Here is an 18,378-nt window from a genome sequence, read left to right on the forward strand (position 1 = left end):
GGCGTGCGACCAGCCGCACGCCGCAATGGGGCGGTGCTCGCCGCACGGATGCTGGCCGCGGGGGCCCTGCTCGTGCGGCGTCTCCGTCCGCTTCATTGTATACGAACCGGGCGGGGATTTGGTCGGACAAGGGGAATGAGCCAGCGGGCGCGGGTTCGACCCGGCATGGCCCCGAATAGACCATTACTTGTCCTGCAAGACCTCGCCCGCGGGCCTGGTGGCCCGCTCGAAGCGTGGCTCCCAGTACTGGTCGATGGTGAAAGGGACGTCGGTTCCGTCCTGGGTGATGAACCGCCCTTCGATGACCAGGCGGAAGGGCTCGTCGCGCGTGATGACGCCGGCAAACTCGCCCGAGAAGACGCGCACGGTCGAGCGGATGATGCGGCCGCCCGTGCCGCTGTTGACCGTCTTGATCTCGCGCGCGCCCACGGCGCGAGGCAGCTCCAATGCCTCGACGGCCGGCTCGATGGCAGCGTCGGCGGCGTCGGGGTTGTACGTCACCTCGATGCGCGTGAACTCGAGCCTGTCCATGTCACCGGCGCTGTCCGTGGCGTCGAAGCCGATCGCGTAGGGCTTGGTGCTCTTGACGGTGCCGCCGTACAGGCCGCGCAGTTCGGTGTTGGTGTCGATGCGGATGCCCGGCCCGCTCGAGGGCGGATCAATGCCGCTCAGCCCGCCGCGGCTGCGGCCCTGGTCGAGTTCGAAGGTGACGGTATCGATCTCGAACGTGCCGCCGATGGGCGATGGCCCGCCCCCCGGCGGGGCAAGGACGAGCACCGCCACGACGCCGCCGCCAACGGCCAGCAGCAGCACCAGCACGGATACCCCCACGATCAGGCCGACGTTCACGCTGGACTTCTTCATGCGACGCTCCCCCAACCCCCGCGGGCGGGAGGGTATGGGCAGGGAGACCGAACGCGTTCGTGCTGGGTGGGGCTGGGAGGGCCGTGTGCCTTCACCCCGGCGATACGCCCACGCCCGACGCCTGCACGTGATGGCCCGCCACGACGAACTGCCGGCCCACCATGAACAGTTCGTCCGGCGCCTTCTCGGGCTGTCTGGTCGTCAAATCGGCCCTGGCGGGGCGTCGGGGCGGTTCCTGTATCCGGACGTAGGGTTTGCTGGGGATTCGCCGCACACCGAGCCGAAACCGATGGTGATCGAACGCGGAAAGGGAGTCATGCGACGAGCCGCAATCTACGTGTCCGCCCTCGTGGCGATGGCGATGGCGACGGCCGGATCTTCGGCGACACTCGCCGACCCCTGCGACAGCGTTCGCATTCCGCCGCCCGACGTCGTCCCACCGATCGACTTCGGCGGCCGGCTCATCATCGACGGCGACTTCTGGTTCATCGGCGACGTCAACGCCCGCGTGCTCTGCCCGGGGTACTTCGGCTGCACGAGCGGGGCGATGCACGTCTACGAGATGGTCGACGGGTCGCTCGAGCATCGCCAGATGATCATCCCGCCCACCCCGAGGGCGGGCGACTTCTTCAGCGGCGCGGCGGACCTGCACGAAGGCCGGCTCATCATCGGATCCCTGACCGAGGAATGGCCCGGGCTCACGGCCAAGGGCGGCGCCTTCGTGTACGAGTACGACGGGCGCAACTGGGTCCAGACGAGCGACATCCGGCCGCCCGATGGCATCGATCCCACGCTGTCGAGCCGCCTCGGGAGCTTCGTCGCCATCGAGGGCAACGCGGCCTACCTGCGACCGCTGAGCAAGCGGACCGTCTTCGCCTATCAGTTCGACGAGGGCGAGTGGATGTTCGATGGGCTCATCGAGAGTCCAGACGGGTTGCCGGCCAACGCGTTCTTCGGCCAGATCGTGGTTCCGCACGGGCCGTGGCTGTTCATCAACGCGCCCCAGGATTCGACGGCGTTCGATCGCGGTGGCTCCGTGTACGTGTTCCGCCGCGATGCGGGCGGGTCGATCGAGTTCCACCAGAAGCTGATGCCGTTCGATGCGCCCGGCGGCGTTTCGAAGAACCAGTTCTTCGGCATCGACGTCGCCTTCGACGGCGAAACGCTCGCGATTGGAGCCCCCGGGGCAATGCGGGGCGGGCTGGAAGTCGGAGCAGTACTCACGTACGAGCTCGCAGGCGATGAATGGACGTTCGTGCAGGAGTTGCTCCCGCCGACGTCGGACGGCGGAGTAAACATGGGCCTGCCCGTCGTCGTGGATGCAGACACGCTGCTGTCGGGTTCGCAGCGCACGCCGACCACGTCCGCGGCCGTCCACTACTTCCACCGCAATGCGCGCGGGGAGTGGGCGCCTGTCGCCAAATTGATCCCCGATGCGCCGGACATCAGGACCACCGCCCGCAACTCGCTCGCGACGCGGGGTCGCTGGGCGCTCGTCGGCGCTCCCGATGACCTCGATCCCTCTGGCGAGACCACTGGAGCGGCGTACCTCTTCGACCTTTCGTGCTTTGACTGCCCCCCCGATCTCGACCTCGACGGCGCCCTCACCATCTTCGACTTCCTGACCTACCTCAACCTTTTCCAGGACGGCGACGCGCAAGCCGATTTCGATGGCGACGGCGAATTGACGATCTTCGACTTCCTGGCGTTCCAGGACGCGCTCCAGGCGGGGTGTTGAGGAAGAAAGCGACGGAGCAACCGCGGGGGACCGGGTTCCGGCGCCCCTCTTTTCTTCCCTTCGTCGCTTCGTGCCTCCGTCGCCTACGTCCCCCCCTCCACCTCCGCCCGCGTCTGCAGCACCTTGTTGCGCTGGGCCTCGGTGGGCAGGCCGCAGGCCTCGACGCGGCCGAAGAGGCGGTAGCGGTGGCGGGCGATGAAGCGATACGCGGCGTCCCTCCACGAGCGGGGAACGATCTTGAGGACCACCGCCAGCGACCAGGGCAGGCCCAGCACGCGGGCGATGCCGATGGCCGCGTCGCTCTCGACCATGGCCCGCCCCCCGTTGGCGTCGGGTTGCACGAGCACGACCGAGTCGATCGCGTCGGGCACGTCGTGCTTCTGGAAGAGGAACCTCGCCGCCTCGCTGTCCAGCGGGGCGTAGCGGAGGCGATCGGCCCGGTCCAGGCGGTTGAGCAGGCGGACGGTGCGGTCGCAGAAGGCGCACGTGCCGTCGAAGAGGATGATCGGGTGGGCTTCGGGCATGAACGCGCAGGGCCTGCGCTCCGTGGGCGACGCGGAGCGCAGGATCGATGGGCCGCACGCGCGACCAAGAGCCGCCTGTCGGACTCGAACCGACGACCTGCGGTTTACAAAACCGCTGCTCTACCAGCTGAGCTAAGGCGGCGCGGGCGTACGGGACGCCGGCGTGCCGGGTGGGGCGACCCGTTCTGGCACGCCAGTTGAGTGTATCCGCCCGCGGGAGGGCATCGACCCCGCCCGGGAGGCAGATCATGCGCGACGACACCAACCAGGCCCCCCACCGCATGCCCCACCAGCCCCCGAGCCCCATGCCGGCCAGCCTCCACGAGAAGCTCCGCCGCGGCGAGATCGGCGGGCAGGCATTGGGGCTCATCCAGCTCGTGGCCGCCCAGCAGGCGGGGGCCGGGGCCGAGCGGACCGGCGGGGGCGAATTGAGTCGGGGCCGACTGGCGGAGCTGAACTGAATGCAGCAAGGCATGCGCATCTCGGCGTCGGGGGCCATGGTGTCGCTGTACCGCACCGACGTGGCGGCGGCCAACTTGGCCAACGTGAACACCACCGCCTACAAGCCCGACCGGGCGGGCGCCCAGAGCCGCGCCGTTGTGCGGACCGAGGACAACCTGCCCTTCATGCCAAGCGACCCGCTGCTCGAGCGGCTTGGCGCGGGCGTGCTGGCAGGCCCCAGGCGGGTGAGCTTCGAGCAGGGCCCGCTGCAACAGACCGGCAACGACCTGGACCTGGCCATCGAGGGTGATGGGTTCTTCCTGGTCTCGGTGGCCACGCCCCAGGGCGAGCAGGCACAACTGACCCGCGACGGGCGGTTCTCGCGCGATGACCTGGGGCGTCTGGTCCAGAGCGCCACCGGGCTGCCCGTGCTCTCGCCGGGCGGCGGGCCGATCGTGCTGCCCGATGGGCCGGTGACCATCGACGGCCAGGGCTTCGTCTATGACCAGGCGGGCGCCGCGCTGGGGCAGGTGGGGGTGGTTCGGGTGCCCGATCCTGCGCAGCTGCACAAGCGCGGCCAGGGCCTGTATGAAGCGCCCGCGGCCGTGCTCGACGCGGCGATCGCCCAGCCGCTGCAGACCGGCGTGCTGGTGCACCAGGGGATGCTCGAGGGCTCGGCGGTCGATCCGGTCTCGGCCCTGATGGAAGTGACCGATGCCGGCAAGAGCGTGTCGAGCAACACGCGGATGATCGGCTACCACGATCAGCTGCTCGACCAGGCCATCAATACGTTCGCGCGAGTCGGCTGAGGCCGCCATTCGCTGTTCTGCTAGAGGAGAGACGCGCCCATGGCCGCCATCGCACTGCAATCCGCCGCCTCGGGGCTCCGGGCCCTGTCGACCCGCCTGGACGTGGTGGCCAACAACCTGGCCAACGTCAACACCGAGGGCTTCAAGGCCAGCCGGGCGAACTTTCAGGACCTGTACTACGTCGAGCGTCAGCAGCCGGGCGTGGAAACGGCCACGGGCGACCAGCGGCCAACGGGCCTGTACGTGGGCCTGGGCGTCAAGGTGAGCGGCACGCAGGTGAACTTCGAGCAAGGCGCCCCGATCGAGACGGGCAACGACCTGGACATCTACATCGAGGGCGATGGCTTCTTCCAGGTGCAGGTCGAAGACGCCATCGCGCCCGGCGGCATCGCCTATACACGCGCGGGCAACTTCACGCTCAACGCCGATGGGGAGATCGTGCTGGCCAACAGCGAGGGCCGCCGGCTGGTGCCCAACATCGCCATCCCCGATGGCGCGCTGCGTCCGATCGAGATCTCCGCCGATGGGCGGGTCTGGGTCCGCGAGGCCGGGCAGGACGGGCTGCAGGAAGTCGGCCAGATCGAGCTGGCCACCTTCATCAACAACAAGGGCCTCAAGCAGCTGGGCAACAACCTGTTCGCCGAGACCATCGCCAGCGGCCCGCCGCAAGAGGGCGTGCCGCTTGAAGACAGCCGCGGCGGGCTGCGCAACAACGCGCTGGAATCCAGCAACGTCGACCCCACCAAGGAGCTCATCGAGCTCATCCGAACCCAGCGGGCCTTCGAGATGAACAGCCAGTCGATCCGAACGGCCGACGAGGCGCTGTCCACCATCGCCCAGCTGCGGCGATAGCGCCGGGCCGGCGGCCGGTTGGCACGCCAGTTGAGGTTGCATGGCCGGAGATCCGCCATGCGCAGCATTCGCACCATCCTTCTGGCCACCCTGGCCTGCCTGGCCGCCGCCGTACGCGTCGCCGGCCAAGATCCCTCGACCATCGAGCTGCGTTCGACGGTGCTCGTGGGCCTGGAAGAAGGCCTCACGCTGGCCGATATCGCCGAGCTGCGCGGCTCGCACGCCCAGGACCTGGGCCCAACCCCGATCGAACTGGACACCCTGAGCGCCGATGCGGCCGGATGGCGCAGGATCGACGCGCAAGCCCTGCGCTCGATGCTGGAAGGCGCCGAGGCGAGTTGGGGCCTGCTCGAACTGCGGGGCGGCCCGTGCTACGTCCGATCGGTCGCGATGGCGAGCGATGGAGAAGGCGCGGGCGGCAACGATGAGCGCGTTGATCGCCCGGCAACCCCGGGCACGGTGCGAGACCTGGCCGAGCGGTGGATCGCCCAGCGATTCAAGGCGCCGCTGCATGACCTGGAGGTCCGCTGGACCTCGGCGACCGAGGGGCTGCTTGATCATGCCACGGCCGGCCTGACGCCCTACTTCGACGACGCGGGCCTCTCGGACCGCATGCGGCTGGAGATCGTGATGTACGACGAGCAGGCGAGCGCCGTCGTCCGCGGACGTGCCGAGGCCAGCGTGCGCATCCGCCGCAACGTGGCCGTGCTCGCCCGCGACGTCCGAAAGCGGCAGGTCCTGAACGCCAGCGACGTCCGGCTGGAGCAGCGATGGTTGGATGCGGGCAGCGCCCCGGCTGACGCCGACGAGGTCATCGGTCGCGAGGCGGCCGCCAACCTGAAGTCCGGCGCGGTCGTGAAGGCCTCGGACGTGCATGCGAGCGTCGCGATCGAGCGGGGCGAGCGTGTCCAGGTTCGCGTCATCACGCCCACGGTGACCGTGATGATGCTGGCGCGAGCGCGCGCCGACGGTCGGCCGGGCGAGATCATCGAGTTCGAGAAGATCGCCCCGACGCGTGCCGATCGCGTGCGATTCCAGGCGCGTGTGGAAGGCCCGGGCGCGGCGGTCATGGTGAGCGGAGGAACGCGGCAATGACGCATCGGCTTTCGATCCTTGTTGCCCTGGTGGTGGCCTTGCCCGCCGGCGCCCAGCTCTCGCGCATGGCCGATCCGCCGGCCGTCGAGCGCGATCCGGCCGAGAACCTGTATGGCGTCTCGCTGTTTGCCGTGCGTCCGCCCGAGCCAAAGACTTTCAAGATCCACGATATCGTCACGATCATCGTCAATGAGTCTTCGACACAAACCAGCGAACAGACGCTCGAGACCACGAAGGAAACCGAGGGCAACGCGAGCATCGGCGCCACGCTGAGCATCGAGGACCTGCTCGACTTGCGTCTGCGGGAAAGCAGCATCAGCGATCTGGAACTGCTCCGGTACGCCGCCGAACGGGAGTTCGAGGGCGAAGGCGAGTACGAGCGGACCGACCGCATCACGGATCGGCTGAGCGCAACCGTGATCGACGTCAAGCCCAACGGCGTGCTCGTGCTGGAGGCGCGACGATTCACCGCGTCGGACGACGAGACCAAGACGGTCATCCTCAGTGGCAACTGCCGGTCCGAGGACATCACCCAGCAGAACACCATCCAGAGCAACCAACTGGCGGATCTCCGGCTCGAGGTCAAGCACGAGGGCGATGTTTCTCGCGCGGCGAGCAAGGGGCCCCTGACCCGTTTTGTTGAGTGGATCCTGCCCTTCTAGATCGAGGCGGAGACGCGAAAGCGAGGCATCATGCGCTCCACGACACCAATCATCCTGGCCCTCCTGCTCGCCGTCGCACCCGCGATCGCGCAGGTCGGAACGCCCCAGGCGCTGCCGCGACGCGCCGAACTCGACGTCCGCGAATTGGTCGAGTTCGCCGACGCCACCAGTACGGAACTGTTCGGGCTTGGGCTGGTCTCGGGCCTGAGCGGCACGGGCGACCCGCTGGAAGACAGCGCGACGCGCGAGGCGTTGATGGCCCTGATGCGCAGCCAGGGCATGGCCGTGGCGAACCCCCAGGAACTGGCCGACGCACGCTCGGTCGCCATGGTGTGGGTTCGTGCTCGGATTCCGAACACCGGCGGGCGTGTCGGCGACACGTTCACCGCGACGATCACGGCCTTCAATGGCGCCACGAGCCTTGAGGGCGGCGAGCTGATGATCGCGCCCCTGCGGCACGCCACCCCCGGCGGCGAGCTTGCCGGGTTTGCGCGCGGTACGCTGATCGTCGATGACGAGACGGCCTTGCAACGGGCCCGCATCCGCCAGGGCGTCGAGCTGGTCACCAACATCACGCCGGTACAGATCGGCTCGGAGTTTGAACTGAAAGTCAAGATCCAGTATGCCGGCTACTCGGCTACCTCGCTCGTCGCCTCGACGATCAACGATGCGTACTACAACTCCGATGCGCTGGACCTTCCGCCGGTGGCCAAGCCGATCGACGACCGGATCGTTCGAATCACGGTGCCCGAGGCCGATCGCGGGGCCCTGCCGCAATTCCTTGACTTCATCATGACACGCCGCGTGCGCGATCCCGACCTGCTCAAGCTCCCGGCACGGGTCATCGTCAACCGGGAAGCGGGCGCGATCGTGGCGACGGCCAATGTTGACATCAGCCCCGTCGGCGTCGCGCACCACGCTCTGCAACTGACCGTGACCCAGCCGGCGCCCGTCGCAACGGCGCAGGCGCCCATCACGAGCGAGGAACGCTGGACGGGCCTGTCATCGACGCCCGAAGGCACGCAGACGGCCAAGCTGAGCGATCTGCTCGCGGCCTTCCGCGCCCTTGAGATGCCCGTGGCCGAGCAGATCGAGATCCTCGAGATGATGGATCGCAGCGGCGCTCTGCATGCCGAGTTCATTGAGGAGTGACACCATGCGCGTGAGCCCCCCCATTACTCCCGCCCCGGTCATGCAGGAGCGCCAGCGCGACTTCTCGGCGGTCATCGCTCGCGATGATGCGAATCCCAAGGCTGCCGGATCGGCCCGACGCGCCGCCGAGGACTTCGTCGCCATGGCATTCGTGGAGCCCATGCTGGCCCAGATGCGCGAGAGCAACAACGCGGCGCCGCCGTTTGCGCCCGGTCCGGGCGAGAAGCACTTCGGCGAGATCATGGATCGCGTGATGAGCCGGCAGATCGTCCGGGCTTCCCGGTTCCCGCTCGTCGACCGCCTCGAGTCGGACCTGACGGCTCGGCAGGCACAACAGGCCGGGGGAATCCTGGCATGAGCGCAGTGCTGGAGAAGGCGAACCAACTCGTTGTTGCCATCGACTCCATCGCGCGCGCCAACGAGGCGCTCGCCGGGCTGGCTGGCGAGCAACGGCGGGCAATCAGCAAGATGCAAACCGACGACGTTGGGCAGATCGCCGAGCGACAGCGTGCCGTTGGCCGCGAACTGGCCGATGCCGAAGAGGCCCGCCGGCAAGCGGTGACGGACCTGTGCCATGCATTGAAGCTGCCCCAGCGCGCCAGCATGGCGGACCTTTCGCGCGCGGTCGGAGCGCACGATACAGACGTCGGCCGAGCCTTGCGGGAGACGGCGGATCATGCCCGCCGCGCGATCCTGGACTGCCAGAAGCACCAGCGCATCGTGCATGCGGCGGCACAGGGCGTGATGGCCCACCTCGATGGATTGGCACGCCAGGTGCTGGCGCACATGAACCGAGCGGGCGTCTACGCATCAACCGGAACGCTCGCCAGCGGCCAAGCGCCACGGGGGATCGATCTTGTGTCCTGACATGCAACATGCAGCTACCCGCCTGCACGAGGGGGCCACGACATGGGCCTGACCTCCGCCCTGCGCATCGGCGCCAGCGCCCTGTCGACCCATCAGCTGGGCGTTCAGGTCACCGGCAACAACATGGCCAACGTGGCCACCCCGGGTTATGCGCGTCGATCGCTGCTGCTTTCTCCGGTCGAGTCCAATGATCCGTTCCAGCGGCTCCAGGCCGGCAACGGCGTTTCGGCGTCGTCGCTCAACCGCGTCATCGATGAGGCCGTGGTGGCCAGGCTGCGCGGTCAGATCGCGCGGGAGCGCGAATCGAATCAAACGCTGCAGACCCTGGCATCGCTCGAGTCGGCGATCGGAGAGCTCAGCGAAACCGGGCTGACCAGCCAGCTCACCGAGTTCTTCGGCTCGTGGTCCGATCGATCCACGCTGGTCGCCTCCGATGGCGTCGTCGTGCAGCAGGCCGAGACGCTGGTCAGCAACATCAAGCGGCTTCGGCAAGACCTGGCCGAGCAAAAGCGACTAACCGACGGCCAGCTCGACACCCTCGTGCCCCGGGTCGATGATCTGCTCAGCGAGGTGGCCGCCATCAACAAGAACATCGCTCGGGCGCGGGTGGGCGGCGGCGACACCTCAACGCTCCAGGACCAACGCGACCGCGTGCTCGACGAATTGGCCGGCCTGATCGACATCGACACGGTCGAACGCGAGTCGGGTATCGTCGACGTGTACGTCGGCAGCACGCCCATGGTGCTGGCCGGGGACAGCCGGGGCATCGAGCTTCGTCGCGAATCGGTCGACGGTATCGAGCAGGTCACGCTGCGAACCCGAGCCGACGGCTCGGCGCTGCCGGTGCTTTCGGGCCAGGTCGGCGCTCTGATGGACGCGAGGCAGAACGCGGTGGGCGAGACGCTGGAGCAGCTCGATCGCCTCGCAGCCGAACTGATCTTCCAGACCAATCGGATCCACGCGACGGCGACCGGGCCCGATGGACTGGCCGAAGCGACCAGCCAGCTGCGCACCCCGCCGGAAGACCGGCTCCTGGCCCTCAACGACGCGGGCAACCCCACCACCGCCGACCTGCCCTTTCAGATCAGCAACGGGTCATTCCTCGTGCACGTGCGCAACCCGGCAACGGGCACGAGCGCAGCAACGCGCATCGAGGTGGACCTGGATCGGCTTGGTAGCGACGGCGCGGCGGGCACCATCGACGATGCGTCCATGGAATCGATCCGACAAGCGCTCGACCAGGTAAACGGCCTCGAAGCCAGCTTCACCGCCGACGGCCGACTTCGCGTGACCGGAGAAAACGGCGCCCGGTTCAGTTTCAGCGAGGACAGCAGCGGCCTGCTGGGCGCCATCGGCATGAACGCGTTCTTCGAGGGCACGGCGGCAGACAACATCGCCGTCCGCGCCGACATCGCCGATGATCCCTCCCGGCTCCAGGTCGGCCGGATTGGCTCGGACGGCGAGTTCCGGGAGAATGCCGCCGCGCTGGACATGGCCCAGTTGCAGGATCGTGGCTTCGATGCACTGGGCGGCCAGGGGCTCAATGAGTTCTGGAGCACCGTCGCAGGCGACGTCGGCGCCCAGGTCGACGCGGCTCGGACCAATGCCGAAGCGGCCGCGGTCGTGCGCGAATCGATCGAAGCCCAGCGAGCGGCCGTGAGCGGCGTAAGCCTGGACGAGGAAGCCATCAACCTGGTGACACATCAGCAGGCCTACCAGGGCGCAGCCCGCTTCATCTCGGTCGTCGATCAGTTGCAGCAGGAACTGCTGGGGATCTTCCGTTGATGCGTCGTTGCTGGTTCATCCCGATGATCGGAGGTAGGCCATGAGCTCCATTCCCGCCGGCCTCTCGAGAGCGCCCACGCTGTTTCTCGCGCAGATGCAGCTCGACCGCATCAATCGCAATAACGTCGACCTGTTCAACGTCCAGCAGCAACTCGCGACGGGTCGAGAGATCAACCGCGTGAGCGACGACCCCGTGCGGGCCGCGACCATCACTTCAATTAACCAGTCGCTGGACCGCTCCAACCAGTGGCTGCGGAACTTCCAGACCGCGGGCACGGCCCTGGACCTGCTGGATGGGGCGCTGGACGATGCGCAGAATGCCGGGCTGGAAGCCAAGAGCATCGCACTTGAGTATGTCAACACCACCTTCAACGCCGAGGATCGCGCCGGCGCCGCCGTCACGGTCCAGGGGCTCCTCGACAAGGTGCTCGAGGTCTCCAATCGCAAGAGCAACGTGGGCCACATGTTCGGCGGAGACCACCCGGGCAACCAGCCGGTCACCCAGATGCTCGGCGGCTACCGCTTTGGCGCGTCGGGCGACGGACTGAAGATCGACCTGGGGCCGGGGATCGACGTGCCCCTGACGCTCGGCCCGGGAAGCCCGCTGGGTGGTACGTCGGCCCGGGTGCGCGGCTTCACCGAGCTCGTGCCACCGGTCGAGCGCGATACGCCCATCGACGACCTTCGCGGCGCTCGCGGCCTGGGCATTCAACTCGGCACGATCGAATTGGCCATCGGCGGCGAAACTGAGCGCATCGACCTGAGCGGTGCGGACGTGGCCGGCGACATCTCCGACGCCATCGAGGCGGGCATCCGCCGCGTGGAGGATCGCACGGGTCGGACGCTGCTGGGCCCGCAGGGCGTGCGCTTCGAGGCGCGGTCTTTGCGCATCGACTTGTTGGAAGAGGACGCGACCGGACCGGTGCCCGCACTCAGGTTCTCCGAGGTGGCCCAGGGCAACACGGCGGCCGATCTCGGGCTGGTCGGCGGTGGCGCCTTCACAGCCGCCAGCGGTCAGGGCGAGGACCTGAACCCCCGATTGAGCTGGCTGAGCCCCATCCCCACCATCGATGACCTTCCGCTGGGCCAGATCCGCATCCGCAATGGCGGACAGAGCGAGATTGTGGACCTGAGCGAGGCCGAGACCATCCAGGACATCCGAGTCGCCGTCGAAGCGACGGGCCTTGGCGTCAGGGTGGAATTAAACGCGAACAACAACACGATCGACCTGGTCAGTGATCTGGCCGTCGCGGTAGGCAACGGCCTGAGCGTGGAGGAAGTCGCGGGCAACTTCGACACCGCCCAGCGCCTGGGCGTGCGGAGTTTCTCAGCAGATACCGAGGTTTCCAGCCTGAACGACGGCCGCGGCGTTCGGATCATCGACGGCCAGGCCGATCCCGAGACGGGCGTCGTCGATCCCGATCGCAATACCGACTTCCGCGTGACCCTGGGCGATGGTCGCAGCTTCGACGTTGATCTTCGGCCCGAAGACCTGACCACGATGGCATCGATCACCCAGCGGATCAACGAAGCTGCCGTCAACGCTGGCTTCACGGTGCCGGGCGAGTTCGAGGCGGGCCTGGTCGAGACCGGTCCGGGTGGCCTGGCGATGCGCCAGGGCCCGGGCATCGCCGGCCCGCTCCAGATCGAGGCGCTGAACAGCTCGCCTGCCTTGCGTGACCTGGGGCTGGAGGGGGCCACGTACGACCCCGAAGGTTCGGCCATGGTCGGCCGGGACGTAGCGCAGGTTCGGGTGCGCAATATCTTCAGCGATCTGCTGGATCTGCGCCAGAGCCTGCTGGATGACGACGAAGTTGGCATCACTTTTGCGGGAGAAGCCGTCGAGTCCCGCCTGAGCGAGATCGCCCAGGTACGGGCCATCGTGGGAGGCAATGCACAACGGGTGCAGGAGGCCCACGAACTGCGGGAGGACATCGTGCTTCTGGACGAGGCAACACGCAGCGGGCTGCAGGACACCGACTTCGCCAGGGCGGCGATCGAACTCAGCCAATTGCAGGTGCAACTCCAGGCGGCACTCCAGGTGACGGCCACGAGCCGCCAGCAATCACTGCTCGACTTCCTGGGGTGAGTACCCCAGTCATGGATCGGACGATTCGGTAGGAACGACATCGGCACACAACGTGGGCGAAAGCCCGGCCGGAGGAGTACGGCATGCAAGTCAAGACGACCCGATTCGGCGTGGTGGATATCGCCGACGACAAGGTCATCACGTTTCCCCAGGGCCTCCTGGGCTTCCCCGATCACAAGCGGTATTGCCTGCTTGAACCCGGAGAAGATGCGTGCTTCTTCTGGCTCCAGTCCGTCGACGAACCCGCCCTGGCGTTCGTGCTGACCGACCCGGCGCTGTTCTTCAAGGAGTACGAGGTGCCGATCCGTCCTGAACAGGCCGAGGCCCTGAGCATCGAGAAGATGGACGACGCTCAAGTGTTCGTGATCGTCAACAAGGTGGGCGAGGTCCTGACGGCCAATCTGCAGGGCCCACTGCTCATCAACACCCTGAACCTGAGCGGGCAACAACTGGTGCTCGCCGACAAGCGCTGGTCGACCAGGCACACCATCATGCAGGTGGGCGTCGAACAGGGCAAGGCCGCAACGGCCTGACGGCACGTGGCGATGAAGGAACGGAGCCACATCAACACCCCCACTGATGGGGGGACGGAGCGCACGGATGCTGGTGCTGTCAAGGCAACGAGACGAGACGATCATGATCGGCGACGCGGTGGAGATCACCATCGTCGATATCCGTGGCGACAAGGTTCGGCTGGGCATCAACGCCCCGGCCCAGGTCGCCGTTCACCGCAAAGAGGTTTACGAGGCCATCAAGGCCGAGAACAAGCGAGCCGCCGAGGCGCAGGGCAACGAGTTTGGCGCCCTCAGTTCGGCGGTCAGGCCGGGACGCCGTGCCGGGCTCAGCCCGGCCGGACGCATCGGGCAGAGCAACGGATCGACGGGTACGCACGGCTCGGATGCCACGCCCCTGTCCCAGCGCCCTGCGCCGACCAAGAACGACACACGGAGGCAGGCTTCCACCTGACCGTCCGCACGCCTTGCGGGCCGGTAGCCCACGTCGCATCGACGGATAGTTCCAGCAGGCCGCGACGGAGTGCGGCTGTGGCTCACGGAGGATCGCGATGACTCGCATCAACACCAACGTCCCCAGCATGATCGCCCGATCAAACCTCTCGCGGACCAACCGCGAGCTGGATACCAGGCTCGAGCGACTCTCGACGGGACTGCGGATCAACCGCGGCGCCGACGACCCCGCTGGGCTGATCATTTCCGAACGGCTCCGCTCCAACATCCGCGGCGCCGAACAGGGCATCAAGAACTCCGAGCGAGCCTCGGCCGTGATCGCCACGACCGAAGGGTCGCTCACCGAGATCAACGAGTTGCTCAACTCGATCAAGGCCCTTGTGGTCGAAGCGGCCAACACCGGCGCCTTCTCCGACGAGGAGATCGCCGCCAACCAGGCACAGATCGACTCGGCTATCGATTCGATCACGCGCATCGCCGACACCGCGCGGTTCGGCGATCTTCGATTGCTGGATGGCTCCCTTGGCTACCAGACCTCGGGCATCGCCACCTCGGCCGTCGCGAAGACCAACGTGCGAGCCGCGAGCTTCTCCCAGGGAGACTCGCTGGACGTCAACATCGAAATCCTCAATTCGGCCCAGCAGGGTGGCCTGTACGTCCGTGGAGATCTGCCAACGCCCGGTGCTCCCGGCAACGGCACCATCCTCTCCACGGTCATCCTTGAAGTGCGCGGGCCCGACGGCGTCGTGAGCCTCGAGTTCACTTCGGGCCAGAGCTACACCGAGGTCGCCAGCGCCATCAACCGCCTGACGCCTTCCACGGGCGTGACCGCCGAGCTGATCAACGGCAATCCCGTCAGCGGCCTGGTCTTCTTCAGTGAGGACTATGGCAGCCGCTCGTTCGTGTCGGTCGAGCGGCTCCAGCAGCCGCCCTCGGGTGGCGCCTGGCAGACCTACAAGTTCGCCGATGAATTGGCCGTGGGCGACAACGACCCGTTCCCGTGGGGCAGTGTGGGCTCAGATTTGCAGACCGCCGTGCGAGATCAGGGACGCGACGTCCAGGCGATCATCAATGGCGCCCTGGCAAACGGCGATGGCCTGAACGTCACCACCAACAGCACCAGCCTGTCGGTCGACCTCATCCTGACCGAAGCCTTCGCCACCCGTGCCGGCGAGACCTCGACGTTCGACATCACCGGCGGTGGTTCGCTCTTCCAACTGGGCTCGGAGGTCGTGGCCCAGCAGCAGGTGAACTTTGGCATCAATTCGGTGGCGGCCTCCCGGCTGGGCGGCACCATCGTGGATGGGTCGCTCGAGTTCCTCGAGTCGCTCAAGTCGGGCCGGGAGAACAGCCTGGCCAGCAGCAAGGACCGCGGCAACTTCACCGCCGCCAGCCGTATCACGGACACGGCCATCGATGAGATCACCATCGTCCGCGGTCGGCTGGGCTCCTTCGAGCGGAACACGCTCCAGACCAACATCCGTTCGCTCTCGCTGGCGGTCGAGAATCTGACGGCCAGCGAATCGCTGATCCGCGACGCGGACTTCGCCAAGGAAACCAGCTTGCTGACGCGGGCCCAGATCCTGGCGAGCTCGGGGACGACGGTCCTTGGACTGGCCAACCAGCAGGCCCAGAACGTGCTCCAGCTGCTCGGCTAGGACCTATAACTTAGCACAAGCCCGCTTCCGAGCGGTTATCAGACTCTCATCGCACGCGACATGGCCCGGTTTGCCCCGGGCCGCGTCGCGTTGGGCGGTGATTTTTCGATTTTCGCCAAGACGAACTGAATTGGCGTTTTGGAACCGTCGATCCAACCACCAACGCACGGGCCAGCACCTGGTACGGAAGCCAGGGCGGCGGCGTGCGAAGGACGGGGCCGCTGCCCCGAGTGACGCCCGGTGTCGCAGGTATGCGGGGCACGGGTTCACGGAGGATCGTCGTCATGAGCCGGATCAACACGAACGTGCAGTCGCTTCTTGCCCAGCGTGTGCTTGGCATGAACAACAAGAACCTGAACCAGTCGCTGGAGCGACTGTCCACCGGTACCCGCATCAACAGGGGTAAGGATGACCCCGCGGGCTTGATCGCTTCTGAAAACCTCCGCGCCGAAGCCACCGCGCTGACCGCCGCCATCGGCAACGCCGAGCGCGCCGATCAGGTGGTCAACATCGCCGAGGGTGGTCTTCAGGAGGTTTCCAACCTGCTCAACGAGCTCCAGGGCCTGTTGACCACCACGGCCAACCAGGCCGGCCTGGGCGAGCAGGAGAAGCTGGCCAACCAGCAGCAGGTCGATTCGATCCTGCAGACCATCGACCGCATCGCCTCGGCCACCAGCTTCCAGGGCACCAAGCTGCTCAACGGCAGCTTCGACTACCGCGCCCAGAACGTCGCCAGCGAGGTGACCGACTTCAAGATCAACGGCGCCAAGTTCGAGAGCGCCACCCTGGATATCGACGCCCTGGTCACCCAGTCGGCCCAGCAGGCCGGCTTCTTCCTGTCGACCACCGGCAGCCTCGATCTCAACGGCAGCGGCGACGACTTCCGCATCGAGATCGGCGGCCGCCTGGGCAGCCGCGAGTTCAGCTTCAGCTCGGGCGTGGCCAACGCCGACATCGCCGCGGCCATCAACAACTTCAGCGAGGTGACCGGCGTCACGGCCACCGTGTCGGGCACCGGCATCCTGCTGAGCAGCGACGAATTCGGCGACGACGAGTTCGTCTCGGTCAAGGTCCTCGACGATGCCAGCATCCAGGGCACCGGCGTGGGCATCTACGATCTCGAGGATGAGGACTTCGGCACCGCCGATACCACCATCCGCAGCACCTTCGCCAACGCGACCAACGAGGTTCGCGATCTGGGCCAGGACATCGCCGGCACGATCAACGGCATTCGCGCCGTGGCCGACGGCAAGAACCTGCGCATCAACACCGACTTCCTCGACGTCGAGCTGACGCTCGATACCACCTCCTCGCAGACGCTGGGGGCCGTTGAGGCAAGCTCGGGCGAGCCCACGCTCCAGATCACCGGTGGTGGCGCCGACTTCCAGCTCGCTGGACAAGTCGACGTGGCCGGCAAGGTGAGCCTGGGCATCTCGAACGTCGCCGTTCGGAACCTGGGCAACTCGACCGATGGCTTCTTGGGCGATCTGGCCTCGGGCAAGTCGCTCAACCTGGCCGAGGGCGACGACCTGTCGGGCGCCCAGAAGGTCGTGGAGCAGGCCATCGAGCAGGTCTCGACCCTGCGTGGCCGCCTCGGCGCGTTCCAGAAGAACACCGTCGGTGCGACCATCCGCAGCCTGTCGATCTCGCTGGAGAACACCCGTGCGGCCGAGTCGGTCATCCGTGATACCGACTTTGCAACCGAGACGGCCCAGCTGACTCGCAGCCAGATCCTGGTCTCGTCGACCACCAACATCCTCTCGCTGGCCAACAGCCAGCCGCAGTCGGTCCTCCAGCTGCTGGGCTAAGCCCGGTAGGCTTGACCGCCTGAATCACGCACCTTTGAAGGCCCGTCCCGATCTCGGGGCGGGCCTTTTGCCATGGGCCTACCCGGCCTGCCGATAGGAAGGGCGTGGCCGAGAACCCGCTGGACATTCCGGGCATGGATGAGTTGCCTTCGGGCTATCAGGAGGCCCTCCGCGGCTTCCTGGCGTTCCTGCGCATCGAGTGCGGCCTGAGCCACAACACGCGGCTGGCCTACGCGAGAGACCTCCGTGACTTGGCCGGCGACCTGGTCGAGCACGGCATCGCTGATCCTGCCCAGATCCACCCCCGTGCGCTAGCCGACCACCTGGGTCGCTTGTCCAGCCAGAACGGCCTGAAGGCGCCGAGCCTGGCGCGTCATCTTGCAAGCATCCGAGCCTGGTGCCGATGGCTGTACGCTCGCGGCCTGATCGCCGAGGACCCTACCGAGCCGCTGCTGCGACCTGCCCGCTGGCGCCGGCTGCCCAAGACCCTCTCACCCAGCCAGGTGACCACGCTCGTGGAGGCGCCCCACCCGCCCGAGCACGGCAAGGGCCCGCCGTTGTGGTTGCGGGATCGTGCCATGCTCGAGCTCATGTACGCGTGCGGCGTGCGCGCGACCGAGCTGTGCGAACTGGCCGACGACGATCCCGTGCGAGACGTGGCCATCCTCCGGGTTCGGGGCAAGGGCGATAAGGAACGCGTCGTGCCGATGGGCATGCCGGCCGTCCACTGGATCGCCCGATACCGCCAGGAATGCAGGCCAAGGCTCGTCGAACGAGGCGCCCCCCACCGCGGCAGGCTCTTTCTATCTCGGACCGGAAGGCCACTGGAACGCACGGCCGTGTGGGTCATCGTGAACCGCTGGGCCAAGCGGGTGGGGCTCGCCGGCATCCACCCCCACATGCTCCGGCACAGCTTCGCGACGCACCTGATGACGGGCGGCGCCGATCTCCGCGTGGTGCAGGAGATGCTGGGCCATGCCAGCATTGCGACGACGGAGATCTACACGCACCTGGATGCCGATCGCCTCCAGGAGGTGGTCAGCAAGCACCTGCCGTTGGGTTAGGCTTC

The 18,378-nt window shown here is 67.2% G+C and carries 17 protein-coding genes, 1 tRNA gene and 1 pseudogene; 16 read left to right on the forward strand and 3 right to left on the reverse strand.

Translation table 11 applies throughout. The features are described 5' to 3' along the window. Positions 1-183: 183 nt before the first annotated feature. The gene (locus RIE32_04065) at positions 184-864 is read right to left on the reverse strand and encodes a hypothetical protein (protein ID MEQ9095418.1); all 681 of its coding nucleotides are present in this window, start codon (positions 862-864) and stop codon (positions 184-186) included. 316 nt (positions 865-1,180) lie between these two features. Here RIE32_04065 and RIE32_04070 point away from each other — a divergent pair, with 316 nt between their 5' ends. After that, a complete protein-coding gene (locus RIE32_04070; protein ID MEQ9095419.1) occupies positions 1,181-2,602 on the forward strand; it encodes a GC-type dockerin domain-anchored protein in 1,422 nt (473 codons plus the stop codon). Between the two features lie 83 nt (positions 2,603-2,685). Here the strand turns inward: RIE32_04070 and RIE32_04075 are convergent, their stop codons facing one another. After that, complete coding sequence (locus RIE32_04075) at positions 2,686-3,126, reverse strand: DCC1-like thiol-disulfide oxidoreductase family protein (protein MEQ9095420.1); 441 nt, start codon at positions 3,124-3,126, stop codon at positions 2,686-2,688. 69 nt (positions 3,127-3,195) lie between these two features. Then, positions 3,196-3,268, reverse strand: a tRNA-Thr gene (locus tag RIE32_04080). Between the two features lie 106 nt (positions 3,269-3,374). Here RIE32_04080 and RIE32_04085 point away from each other — a divergent pair. The 15 genes and pseudogenes from RIE32_04085 (at position 3,375) to RIE32_04155 (ending at position 18,373) form a co-directional block, all read left to right on the forward strand. Next, complete coding sequence (locus RIE32_04085; GenBank protein MEQ9095421.1) at positions 3,375-3,587, forward strand: hypothetical protein; 213 nt, start codon at positions 3,375-3,377, stop codon at positions 3,585-3,587. Further along, on the forward strand, positions 3,588-4,376 hold the full coding sequence (locus RIE32_04090; protein MEQ9095422.1) for a flagellar hook-basal body protein: 789 nt from the start codon (positions 3,588-3,590) through the stop codon (positions 4,374-4,376). Positions 4,377-4,415: 39 nt separating this feature from the next. Continuing rightward, positions 4,416-5,228, forward strand: coding sequence for a flagellar basal-body rod protein FlgG (gene flgG / locus RIE32_04095; GenBank protein ID MEQ9095423.1), 813 nt, complete (start codon positions 4,416-4,418; stop codon positions 5,226-5,228). A gap of 57 nt (positions 5,229-5,285) precedes the next feature. Further along, a complete protein-coding gene (gene flgA, locus RIE32_04100) occupies positions 5,286-6,323 on the forward strand; it encodes a flagellar basal body P-ring formation chaperone FlgA (GenBank protein ID MEQ9095424.1) in 1,038 nt (345 codons plus the stop codon). Then, positions 6,320-6,985 (forward strand): flagellar basal body L-ring protein FlgH, encoded by a 666-nt coding sequence (locus RIE32_04105; GenBank protein MEQ9095425.1) that lies wholly within the window; start codon positions 6,320-6,322, stop codon positions 6,983-6,985. The genes flgA and RIE32_04105 overlap by 4 nt, the downstream gene beginning before the upstream one ends. A gap of 30 nt (positions 6,986-7,015) precedes the next feature. Further along, positions 7,016-8,137: a flagellar basal body P-ring protein FlgI gene (locus RIE32_04110; protein ID MEQ9095426.1), complete on the forward strand. Its 1,122-nt coding sequence runs from the start codon at positions 7,016-7,018 to the stop codon at positions 8,135-8,137. Between the two features lie 4 nt (positions 8,138-8,141). Further along, a complete protein-coding gene (locus RIE32_04115; GenBank protein ID MEQ9095427.1) occupies positions 8,142-8,495 on the forward strand; it encodes a hypothetical protein in 354 nt (117 codons plus the stop codon). Then, positions 8,492-9,004, forward strand: a complete 513-nt coding sequence (gene flgN, locus RIE32_04120; GenBank protein MEQ9095428.1) for a flagellar export chaperone FlgN — start codon at positions 8,492-8,494, stop codon at positions 9,002-9,004. The genes RIE32_04115 and flgN overlap by 4 nt, the downstream gene beginning before the upstream one ends. Before the next feature lie 42 nt (positions 9,005-9,046). Then, on the forward strand, positions 9,047-10,789 hold the full coding sequence (gene flgK / locus RIE32_04125; protein MEQ9095429.1) for a flagellar hook-associated protein FlgK: 1,743 nt from the start codon (positions 9,047-9,049) through the stop codon (positions 10,787-10,789). Positions 10,790-10,829: 40 nt separating this feature from the next. Continuing rightward, on the forward strand, positions 10,830-12,878 hold the full coding sequence (locus RIE32_04130) for a flagellin (GenBank protein ID MEQ9095430.1): 2,049 nt from the start codon (positions 10,830-10,832) through the stop codon (positions 12,876-12,878). Positions 12,879-12,961: 83 nt separating this feature from the next. Next, complete coding sequence (locus RIE32_04135) at positions 12,962-13,411, forward strand: flagellar assembly protein FliW (GenBank protein ID MEQ9095431.1); 450 nt, start codon at positions 12,962-12,964, stop codon at positions 13,409-13,411. 67 nt (positions 13,412-13,478) lie between these two features. Then, positions 13,479-13,652, forward strand: a pseudogene (gene csrA / locus RIE32_04140) (carbon storage regulator CsrA). A 289-nt stretch (positions 13,653-13,941) separates the two neighbouring features. Further along, on the forward strand, positions 13,942-15,501 hold the full coding sequence (locus tag RIE32_04145; protein ID MEQ9095432.1) for a flagellin: 1,560 nt from the start codon (positions 13,942-13,944) through the stop codon (positions 15,499-15,501). A 284-nt stretch (positions 15,502-15,785) separates the two neighbouring features. Next, positions 15,786-17,309: a flagellin gene (locus RIE32_04150; GenBank protein MEQ9095433.1), complete on the forward strand. Its 1,524-nt coding sequence runs from the start codon at positions 15,786-15,788 to the stop codon at positions 17,307-17,309. A 104-nt stretch (positions 17,310-17,413) separates the two neighbouring features. Then, positions 17,414-18,373 carry a tyrosine recombinase gene (locus tag RIE32_04155; protein MEQ9095434.1) on the forward strand — a complete coding sequence of 320 codons (960 nt, stop codon included), beginning with the start codon at positions 17,414-17,416 and terminating at the stop codon, positions 18,371-18,373. Positions 18,374-18,378 lie beyond the last annotated feature (5 nt).

The organism is Phycisphaerales bacterium (genome assembly GCA_040221175.1).
Classification (GTDB): Bacteria; Planctomycetota; Phycisphaerae; order Phycisphaerales; family UBA1924; genus JAHCJI01.

Bases quoted from the DNA above. Each gene is read 5' to 3' on its own strand.
- RIE32_04065 (MEQ9095418.1), bottom strand. From the start codon at position 864: ATGAAGAAGTCCAGCGTGAACGTCGGCCTGATCGTGGGGGTATCCGTG.
- RIE32_04070 (MEQ9095419.1), top strand. From the start codon at position 1,181: ATGCGACGAGCCGCAATCTACGTGTCCGCCCTCGTGGCGATGGCGATG.
- RIE32_04075 (MEQ9095420.1), bottom strand. From the start codon at position 3,126: ATGCCCGAAGCCCACCCGATCATCCTCTTCGACGGCACGTGCGCCTTC.
- RIE32_04085 (MEQ9095421.1), top strand. From the start codon at position 3,375: ATGCGCGACGACACCAACCAGGCCCCCCACCGCATGCCCCACCAGCCC.
- RIE32_04090 (MEQ9095422.1), top strand. From the start codon at position 3,588: ATGCAGCAAGGCATGCGCATCTCGGCGTCGGGGGCCATGGTGTCGCTG.
- flgG (MEQ9095423.1), top strand. From the start codon at position 4,416: ATGGCCGCCATCGCACTGCAATCCGCCGCCTCGGGGCTCCGGGCCCTG.
- flgA (MEQ9095424.1), top strand. From the start codon at position 5,286: ATGCGCAGCATTCGCACCATCCTTCTGGCCACCCTGGCCTGCCTGGCC.
- RIE32_04105 (MEQ9095425.1), top strand. From the start codon at position 6,320: ATGACGCATCGGCTTTCGATCCTTGTTGCCCTGGTGGTGGCCTTGCCC.
- RIE32_04110 (MEQ9095426.1), top strand. From the start codon at position 7,016: ATGCGCTCCACGACACCAATCATCCTGGCCCTCCTGCTCGCCGTCGCA.
- RIE32_04115 (MEQ9095427.1), top strand. From the start codon at position 8,142: ATGCGCGTGAGCCCCCCCATTACTCCCGCCCCGGTCATGCAGGAGCGC.
- flgN (MEQ9095428.1), top strand. From the start codon at position 8,492: ATGAGCGCAGTGCTGGAGAAGGCGAACCAACTCGTTGTTGCCATCGAC.
- flgK (MEQ9095429.1), top strand. From the start codon at position 9,047: ATGGGCCTGACCTCCGCCCTGCGCATCGGCGCCAGCGCCCTGTCGACC.
- RIE32_04130 (MEQ9095430.1), top strand. From the start codon at position 10,830: ATGAGCTCCATTCCCGCCGGCCTCTCGAGAGCGCCCACGCTGTTTCTC.
- RIE32_04135 (MEQ9095431.1), top strand. From the start codon at position 12,962: ATGCAAGTCAAGACGACCCGATTCGGCGTGGTGGATATCGCCGACGAC.
- RIE32_04145 (MEQ9095432.1), top strand. From the start codon at position 13,942: ATGACTCGCATCAACACCAACGTCCCCAGCATGATCGCCCGATCAAAC.
- RIE32_04150 (MEQ9095433.1), top strand. From the start codon at position 15,786: ATGAGCCGGATCAACACGAACGTGCAGTCGCTTCTTGCCCAGCGTGTG.